The 8,089-nt window shown below is 67.5% G+C and carries 9 protein-coding genes; 4 read left to right on the forward strand and 5 right to left on the reverse strand.

Features of this window, described 5'->3' with window-relative positions:
* The 3 genes from ACXRVZ_RS27050 to ACXRVZ_RS27060 form a co-directional block, all read right to left on the reverse strand.
* Window positions 1-603: hypothetical protein (locus ACXRVZ_RS27050; RefSeq protein ID WP_458233075.1), on the reverse strand; the 603-nt coding region annotated here is incomplete at its 3' end.
* Window positions 604-661: 58 nt separating this feature from the next.
* Window positions 662-1,321, reverse strand: coding sequence for an alpha/beta hydrolase (locus tag ACXRVZ_RS27055; RefSeq protein ID WP_457427147.1), 660 nt, complete (start codon window positions 1,319-1,321; stop codon window positions 662-664).
* Window positions 1,314-1,775 (reverse strand): GNAT family N-acetyltransferase, encoded by a 462-nt coding sequence (locus ACXRVZ_RS27060; RefSeq protein WP_457427145.1) that lies wholly within the window; start codon window positions 1,773-1,775, stop codon window positions 1,314-1,316. The genes ACXRVZ_RS27055 and ACXRVZ_RS27060 overlap by 8 nt, the downstream gene beginning before the upstream one ends.
* 52 nt (window positions 1,776-1,827) lie before the next feature.
* Here ACXRVZ_RS27060 and ACXRVZ_RS27065 point away from each other — a divergent pair, with 52 nt between their 5' ends.
* The 4 genes from ACXRVZ_RS27065 to ACXRVZ_RS27080 all read left to right on the forward strand — a co-directional run bounded on the left by ACXRVZ_RS27065 (window position 1,828) and on the right by ACXRVZ_RS27080 (window position 6,160).
* Window positions 1,828-2,499 carry a histidine phosphatase family protein gene (locus tag ACXRVZ_RS27065; RefSeq protein WP_458233076.1) on the forward strand — a complete coding sequence of 224 codons (672 nt, stop codon included), beginning with the start codon at window positions 1,828-1,830 and terminating at the stop codon, window positions 2,497-2,499.
* Between the two features lie 118 nt (window positions 2,500-2,617).
* Window positions 2,618-3,145 (forward strand): PEP-CTERM sorting domain-containing protein, encoded by a 528-nt coding sequence (locus ACXRVZ_RS27070; RefSeq protein ID WP_457427141.1) that lies wholly within the window; start codon window positions 2,618-2,620, stop codon window positions 3,143-3,145.
* Window positions 3,146-3,157: 12 nt separating this feature from the next.
* On the forward strand, window positions 3,158-4,402 hold the full coding sequence (locus ACXRVZ_RS27075; protein ID WP_457427139.1) for a class I SAM-dependent methyltransferase: 1,245 nt from the start codon (window positions 3,158-3,160) through the stop codon (window positions 4,400-4,402).
* A gap of 123 nt (window positions 4,403-4,525) precedes the next feature.
* Window positions 4,526-6,160: a response regulator gene (locus tag ACXRVZ_RS27080; RefSeq protein ID WP_458233077.1), complete on the forward strand. Its 1,635-nt coding sequence runs from the start codon at window positions 4,526-4,528 to the stop codon at window positions 6,158-6,160.
* Window positions 6,161-6,203: 43 nt separating this feature from the next.
* On the opposite strand, the gene ACXRVZ_RS27085 is transcribed toward ACXRVZ_RS27080, so the two are convergent.
* Window positions 6,204-6,380 carry a DUF6429 family protein gene (locus tag ACXRVZ_RS27085; protein WP_458233079.1) on the reverse strand — a complete coding sequence of 59 codons (177 nt, stop codon included), beginning with the start codon at window positions 6,378-6,380 and terminating at the stop codon, window positions 6,204-6,206.
* Window positions 6,381-6,664: 284 nt separating this feature from the next.
* Entirely contained in the window at window positions 6,665-7,726 is a 1,062-nt protein-coding gene (locus ACXRVZ_RS27090) for an integron integrase (RefSeq protein WP_458233078.1), read from the reverse strand.
* Between the last annotated feature and the right edge of the window lie 363 nt (window positions 7,727-8,089).

An 8,089-nucleotide genomic window follows, 5' to 3' on the forward strand; every position in this document is an offset into this window, starting at 1 on the left:
CGCGGCTACCGCCATCAGCACCGCCAGCACGGCGGCCGCGATGCCTAACCGCAGCGGGTCCCACAGGCGCCGCCCGGCAATCTGCGACGGGATGCCCCGCCCGCACAGCACGCGCGTGCGGGCGCTGCCAACGTCGACGCCGGCGCTCATCAGATACAGCTCGAAAGGCCAGCCGCCGTGGGCAGTGGCCTTTTTCTCGTCGATGACGATGACGCGCCAGGGCCGCGAGTCCGGCGCTGCGGGCGGCTCGGCATAGCCATGCGCCAGCGCAAAGCGTTCGATCTGTCGCACGCTCAGGCCGGGCAGGAATTTCTCGTTGAAGGCCCGCCACTGCTGGCGCCGATGCAAGGTGGGCAGCCGGGCAAGCCCCTTCAGCCGCTGCAGCCAGACGGCCCAGCGCGACGCGGGCGGCGTGCCGACCAGTTCGTCGAAGGCGCTGACGGCATCGGTCAGGACCGGCTCGACGAAGCCGCCGGCCTGCGCGGACGCGCGCACGAAGGGCAGGGCCACCACGCCGATGGTGTGCACATCCCCCACGCCGATGCGGCGTGCGAGGGGGTGGCGGTTGTGCCAGTCAACGATCTGTTCGGCCAGGCGCTCCATGACTCATGAATCATCGCCCAGCGTCATGCTGGGCGGCGCCTCGAACAGCGAGGAGAAGTCAGCCTAGTTGCTTCAGCAGCCAGACGTTGATGGCCGCTATCTCCTCCGCGCAGACCGAGTGCGGCATCGGGTAGTCGTGCCACTCGACCTCGTGGCCCATCCCCCGCAACGCATCGCGGCTGGCAGCGCCGCGGGCGAGGGGCACGACGGGGTCGTGCGTGCCGTGGGCCAGGAAGATGGGCAGGTCGGCGTTTGCCGCCGAGCGCTCGGCGGCGGCCAGCGAGGCCAGCGGCAGATAACCCGACATCCCCACGGCGCCGCCCAGGCGCTCGGGGTAGCGCAGCGCGGTCATCAGCGTCATCGCGCAGCCCTGCGAGAAGCCCATCACCACGATGCGCTCCGCCGGCACGCCGCGCTCGCGTTCGCGGTCAATCAGCTCGGCGATCTGCTGGTTCGACTCGCGCAAGCCGCCTTCGTCCTCCTCGCGCACGAGGTCGGTCACCCGGATGTCGTACCAGGCGCGCATCACGTAGCCGTTGTTGATCGTCACCGGCCGCTGCGGCGCATGCGGGAACACGTAGCGGATGGGGCCGAGGCTCGCCAGGTCCAGCTCGCCGCAGATGGAGACGAAGTCATAGCCGTCGGCGCCCAGGCCGTGCAGCACGATCAGCGTCGTGCGTGGGTTGGGGCCGGTTTCAATCTCGTGGGTTTCAAGCATGGGTTGGGGTCCAGTTTGCGATGTGGAGTTCAAAGGGTTGGTCGCCGTGGGCGTCCGGGTCTTCGCCGGTGGGCCGCCAGCCGGCGCGGCGGTAGAAGGCCGCGGCGCGCGAGTCGGGTTCGGTACCCAGGTCGAGTCGTTGGTGGCCCTGGGCGAACAGCCAGTCCACCATCACGTCGTGCAACTGGCGGCCGTAGCCCCGGCCGTGCAGCGGCGGGTCCACGAACATTGCCCAGATGTGGCCATCGCGGGCGTCGCCTATGGCAAAGCCGGCAATCCTCAGGTTTGGGGCGGGTTCGAGCTCGATGACCCAGCCGCGGCCGTAGGTTTCCAGGTAGATGTGCAGCTCGGCGTCCAGGATGCGGCCCGGCGTCAGCGTGTTCTCGGTGACCGCGTAGCGCACGCGCCAGATCTCGGCGGTGTCGTCGCGGGTGGCCTGTCGGAGTCGTGACATGCCGTCATTGTCGCGACAGTCTGCGGCGCCTCGGCCGGCCATGATGCCGGCCATGGGAAGCCTCTACCTCGTCCGCCACGGTCAAGCCAGCTTTGGCGCCGCCGACTACGACCAGCTCAGCGCCAGGGGCCACGAGCAATGCCGCCACCTCGGTGCCTACTGGCGCGAGCGCGGCCAGCGCTTTGACGCCGTCTTCACCGGCACGTTGAAGCGGCATGCGCAGTCGCTGGCGGGCATCGTCGAAGGCTATGGCGAGGCCCTGCCCGCCGTGGCGCTGCCGGGCCTGAATGAGTACGACAGCGATGCCGTCGTGCGCGCCATCCACCCCGGGCCGATTGGCGTGCCGACCGACCCCGAGGCCGTCAAGCACCACTTCCGCCTGCTGCGCCAGGGCCTGCTGGCCTGGATGCGCGGCGAGACGGCGCCGGTGGGCATGCCGCTTCACGCGGACTTTGCCGCCGGCGTGGCCGACGCGCTGGCGCGCGTGCTGGCCTTGGGCGTGGGCAAGCAGGTGCTCATCGTCTCCAGCGGCGGGCCCATCGCCACCGCCGTGGCCCAGGTGCTGGCCTGCCCGCCCGAGACGTTTGTGGAGCTGAACCTGCGCATCCGCAACTCGGCGGTGACCGAGTTCGCGTTCAACCCGAAGCGGCATCACCTCGTCACGTTCAACGCGCTGCCGCATCTGGACACGGCGCAGACGCGCGGGCATGTGACGCACGCCTGAGTTCATGCTGGCCCGTTCGGGCCACCGCAGCCGGCGCCGCGCTGGCTCCTCTGGGCGAAGCGGTACAGCGAACCGATCAGCAACATCACGGCACCTCAACCACTGCCGGATGCCTGCCATGCCCGCCCTTCGTCTTTCCGCCTTCACGACCCTGCTCGCCCTCGCCGCCGCGCTGGCGCAACCCGTCCAGGCCGCGAGCTACAACTTCAACCAGACCGGCTATGCCGACGGTGCCACCCTCAGCGGCCATTTCGCCGGCAGCGACCTCGACGGCGACGGCTGGCTTTATGGCTACGAGCTGACCGAGTTCGAGCTGCACTGGTCCGGCAACCGCGCCGTGCAGTCCTTCAGCCTTGGCTTCAACGAGCGTGCGGGCCTGGAATATGAGCTGGGTAGCGGCTCGCTCGCGCACATGGCGGCGTTCAGCCAGAACGACGAAGGCGTGCGCTTCTTCAGCTTCGACAGCAACGGCTGGCCGACCTACATGATCCCGGGCGTCGTCACCGATGAGCGCCTGGGCCTGGTGTCCATGAGCTGGGAGGTTATGCAGCTCACCGCCGCCGTGCCCGAGCCGCAGAGCATGGCGCTGCTGCTGGCGGGGCTGGGCGCGATCGGGCTGTGGAGCCAGCGCCGGCGCGCTCACTGACAATGCGCGGCTATGGTCGCGCCGCTGTTCACCTCTCTCATCACCCCGCCGCCGGCCGCCACGGCGCCGGCTTCCGAACGCTTCCTGCACCTCGTCCGCCTGGCGCTGGCCGGCGGCCAGTTCGGAAAGCTGCTGCTGTCAGGTCCCGTAGGTGATGAGGAGAACGTCGAGCGCTTGACCGTGCGCCTCGTCGAGCTGCGCGGCGAGCCGTCCTTGAGCTTCCTGTGGCGGCACCGCACCAAGGACGTGACCAAGAACCACGCGCCCGAGGCCGGCGTCGCCGAGATCGCGACGCTGCTTGGCGCGCGGTTTCGCAATGCCCACCTGCACACCTCAACAGAGGAAGTGCAGTTCGCCGTCAGCCGCAAGGGCCGCGAGACCTTGCGCGTCACTCGCGTCGAAGGCGCTGCTGAAACGCCCGCACCCGCCGCCCACGACAAGGCCAAGCAGCGCCCGCTGGACATGGCCCACCCGGTCTGGTCGGCGCTGGGCCTGACCCATCTTGTGAAGGGCGAGCCGGCCCTGGTGCCGGCCATGGCGCGCAAGTGGAAGCAGATCAACCGCTTCGTCGAGATCCTGTCCTCCGCCGTCGACGAGGCCGAGCTGCAAGGCCCTGTGCGGGTGGCGGACTTCGGCTCCGGCAAGGGCTACCTGACCTTTGCCGTGCACGACTGGCTGCAGTCCCACGGCCTCAACCCCCGCGTGACCGGCATCGAGCTGCGCAGCGACATGGTGAAGCTGTGCACGGGCATCGTCGAAGGGGAGGGCCTGGCCGGCCTGCGTTTTGACGAGGGCGACGTGCGCACCCAGGCCGTGCAGCCGCTGGACGTGATGATCGCGCTGCATGCCTGCGACATCGCGACCGACCACGCGCTGCACGTCGGCCTGCAGTCCGGCGCCCGCGTCATCATGAGTTCGCCGTGCTGCCACAAGGAACTGCGCCCGCAGATGACGATGCCGGCCGTGCTGCGGCCCATGCTGCAACACGGCATCCACCTCGGCCAGGAGGCCGAGATGGTGACCGACTCGCTGCGCGCCCTGTTGCTGGAGAGCCAGGGCTACCGCACCCAGGTGTTCGAATTTATCGCGCTGGAGCACACCAGCAAGAACAAGATGATCCTGGCCGTGAAGGCACAAGGCCTCGCCGCCGAGGCCCTGGCCGCGCGCCGGCCCGAGCTGCTGGCACAGATCGCCGAGATCAAGCGGTTTTACGGGCTGCGCGAGCAGCGGCTGGAGCTGTTGCTGGCGGAGCGCTGAACGAGCCTTTTACAAGGCATGAGTTCACTGACAGACTGCCTCGACGCATCATCGTGACCCCAACCGCGCGGTAGGCGATGTGCCCCTCGTGGAGTCCTTGAGGTCGACTTGGGAGAGGTGTCCTTGGGAAACCAACCGCACTGGCTGTCTGGCGGCGTGCCGGCCGATCAGCTGCATGTCCTGATCATTGACGAAGGCGAGCTGTCGCGCTCGGTGCTGAGCCGCATCCTGCGCGAGCTGGGTGTCCGGCATCAGCATTTGCAGATGGCGCGTCGCCCTGAGGAAGCGCGTCGCCTGATCAAAAACGCGTCGCAACCCTATGACGTGATCGTCAGCGACATGATTTTTCGCCAGCAGGGTCCGCACGACATGACGGGCCAGGACCTGCTGGACGAGCTGCGCCAGGCCAAGGGCCTGCCCATGCAGACAGCCTTCATCATGGTGACCGGGGAGGCCCGCTATCAGCATGTGGCCGACGCCCTGGAAGGCGCGCTCGACGACTATCTGCTCAAGCCCTTCACCGCCCGCCAGTTCGAAGAGCGGTTGCAGGTGGTGCTGGAGCGCAAGCAGGCCTTCAAGCAGGTGTTCCAGGCCATCGAAGCCGGCGACTATGTGAACGCGGCCCAGCTGTGCGAAGCGATGTTCCGTGACAGTCCGACCTACAAGGTCTATGCCGCGCGGATCGGCTCCGAGCTCTACCTGCGCCTGGGCCAGCTCGACGCGGCGCGCCGCATGTTCGAGGCGCTGCTGGCCTACAAGGCCGTGCCCTGGGCCCGGCTGGGCCTGGCCAAGATCGATCTGGGCGGCGCCGACACCGAGAAGGCCTGCCGCGCCCTCGAGACCCTGCTGGCCGAGAACCCGGCCTATGCCGACGCCTACGACGTCTACGGCCGTGCGCTGCTGGAGGAGATGAAGGTAGAAGCGGCCGTCGATGTGCTCGCCAAGGCGGTGCAGATCACGCCCGGCAACGTCTCGCGCCTGCAAAAGCTCGGCTCGTTGCAGCTCTACCTCGGCTACAGCGGCGAGGCAGCCAAGCATCTCGGTGCGGCGCTGGCCATAGGCGCGAACTCGCGCACGCTGGACTACCAGGGTGTCGTTGCGCTGGCCATCGCGAGCCTGGACCYGGCCAACATCGAGGGCTGCGACCGGGCACACAAATGCCTGCAGGCCGCCCTGGCCCATCACCCCGACAGCTACCGCGTTCGCATGCTGACGCTGGCCTGCGACGTGGCGCTGCAACTGGCGCTGCGGCGTGCCGCGCCGGCGCTGGCGGGCCTGCGCCAGCTGGCCGCGCAGATCGACCAACCCGATTTCACCTACGAGATGGCCGGCAACCTGATCCTGCTGCTGGTGCGCTGCGCCGGCCAGCAGCCGATTCCGGAAGCGATGACATGGGCCACGCAATTGGCGCGGCGCTTTTGCGTATCGCGCCCGCGCACCCGCCTGCTGGAACTGGCCGCCTCGGCCATGCCTGCGATCGAGATCCTGGTGCGCGACACCGCCCTCGACATCAACGCGCAGGCGAACGAGGCGATGTCGCACCTGGTCGGCAAGCAGCACCAACGCACGCTGGAAGCGTTGGCCGAACTGGCCCAGCGCAGCCGCAATGCGCGCATCATCAATATGGCCCGCGCCACGCTGAACCATCATGGCCAGCACCTGACGCCCGACGCCTTGCTCAGACTGCGCCAGACGATAGATCCCCTGTACGCCAGCTACACCGATGCTGGCCGCCGTCTGCTGGAGCGAAAGGGCTGATCCAGCGGCCCATCGCGTTGCTGGCGGTGGACTGAATCCCGCCCTAGTCCGGCTTGCCGAACAGCGATTGCAGCAGGGCCTCAGCTTTCAGCAGGCCGTCCTCCGTGAACATCACGGACTTCGCCTTGCCCACCGGGTCGCTGATCAGCCCTTTCTCGTGCAGCCGCGCCATTGCGCCCCAGTCGATCCTAGATCCGGCCGTTGACCGCTTGCCACTCAGGAAAGTCTTCGTGCATCAACACCTTGGGCGTTTCGCGACGTTCACCACTTCGATGATCACCGCTGCACGCCAGCTGGTCTGGCGCTTCGGGCCGCTGGCCGCGTTGCTTCTCCTTGTGGGCAGGGGCCCACTGCGTCGTCGCGCCTTGCCAGCGACCCGCCTCGCCCGCCCCTCGGTCGCGCCCAACGGCCAGATCTAGGATGCCTTCCCGGCACGCTGGCCGCCGTGCAGGCCCAGCAACAGCAAGGCCAGCACGACATCGTCTATCCGTTCGGTGTCCAGGTTTATGAAGCCTCCGGTCGTGCCATGGTCAGCGCATCCAGTGGCGAGCGCACCGCGCCGCCACCCAGCTTGAGCACATGGGTGTAGATCATCGTGGTGGCCACGTCGGAGTGGCCCAGAAGTTCCTGCACGGTACGGATGTCGCTGCCGGCTTGCAGCAAATGTGTCGCGAAGCAGTGGCGCAGCGTGTGGGGCGTGGCGTGTTTGTCTATGCCGGCGGCCTGGACGGCGCGTTTGAATGCACGCTGAAACGTCTGGTCGTACAGGTGGTGGCGGCACACTACGCCGCTGCGTGGGTCGGTTGAATGGTGGTCTTGCGGGAACAACCAGAACCAGGGCCAGCTCGCGCCCATGCGCGGGTACTTGCGGTCCAGCGCGTGCGGCATCTCCACGCCCGCCGCGCCGGCCTCGACGTCACCGGCCCATATCAAGCGCGCGTGCGCCAACTGCGCACGCAGGGCGGGGGTCAGAGACTGCGGCAGCATCACCACTCGGTCCTTGGCGCCTTTGCCTTCGCGCACGATCAGCGCGCGCTGACCGAAGTCCACGTCCTTGACGCGCAGCTGCAGAGCCTCGGCAATGCGCAGGCCCGTGCCGTAGAGCAATTGCGCCAGCAGCAGGTGCTCGCCCTGCATGCCCAGCAATACGCGGCCCACCTCCTCGACGCTCAACACCACCGGCAAGCGGCGGTGGCGCTGCGGGTGCCCAATCTCCTTCAGCCAAGGCAGGTCATGCTGGAGCACCTTGGAGTAGAAGAACAGCAGGGCCGACAGGGCCTGGCTGTGCGTTGACGGTGCCACCGAGCGGGCATTCGCCAGATGCATCAGGAAGGCCTCCACCTCGGGCCCACCCAGCTCCGCTGGATGTCGTCGCCCATGAAAGCGGATGAAGGCCTTCACCCAATAGGCATAGGCCTCTTCGGTACGCAGGCTGTAGTGCAGGAGGCGGCAGCGCTCGCGCAACTGATCGAGCACGCGGGCGGACTGCAGGGGCGGCAAATCGCTCGCCGACGGCCGGGGCCGCAGGTTTCCCCGAGGTGGCAAGCTCGGCAACTGGACTGGCATCATGAGCCCTCCAGCGGCACCGCTTCCGTCCGAAGAGAACTTGTAACGACGCGCCGCTTTTGCCGGAAATTTAGTACTGTATATGCATACAGTCAATGGGAAAAAATTGCCGATGAATCAAGTGCTTGAGTCCGCCAGTCGCCGCCGATCTAGGGCGCAGCTTGCCTGCCTAAGCAGCATTAGCTGTCTCCCGAGAACACGTTCCCTTGATCTACTGCTCGCAAACCTAGCAGGATAGCGAAAAACTGTATGTTTATACAGCATCGAAAAACTGCTAGCTTGCGCTGCGTAGCAGGCGCGCTCGCCCAAGCGAGCTTGGTGCGGACGAGCCTGCAACGCAGCGTGAACGTATCAGCCTTACCG

Source organism: Roseateles sp. P5_E8, assembly GCF_054177665.1.

Excerpts from the sequence above, each read along its gene's own strand:
- ACXRVZ_RS27055 (WP_457427147.1), bottom strand. The coding sequence starts at position 1,321 with ATGCTTGAAACCCACGAGATTGAAACCGGCCCCAACCCACGCACGACG.
- ACXRVZ_RS27075 (WP_457427139.1), top strand. The coding sequence starts at position 3,158 with ATGGTCGCGCCGCTGTTCACCTCTCTCATCACCCCGCCGCCGGCCGCC.
- ACXRVZ_RS27060 (WP_457427145.1), bottom strand. The coding sequence starts at position 1,775 with ATGTCACGACTCCGACAGGCCACCCGCGACGACACCGCCGAGATCTGG.
- ACXRVZ_RS27070 (WP_457427141.1), top strand. The coding sequence starts at position 2,618 with ATGCCCGCCCTTCGTCTTTCCGCCTTCACGACCCTGCTCGCCCTCGCC.
- ACXRVZ_RS27065 (WP_458233076.1), top strand. The coding sequence starts at position 1,828 with ATGGGAAGCCTCTACCTCGTCCGCCACGGTCAAGCCAGCTTTGGCGCC.
- ACXRVZ_RS27090 (WP_458233078.1), bottom strand. The coding sequence starts at position 7,726 with ATGCCAGTCCAGTTGCCGAGCTTGCCACCTCGGGGAAACCTGCGGCCC.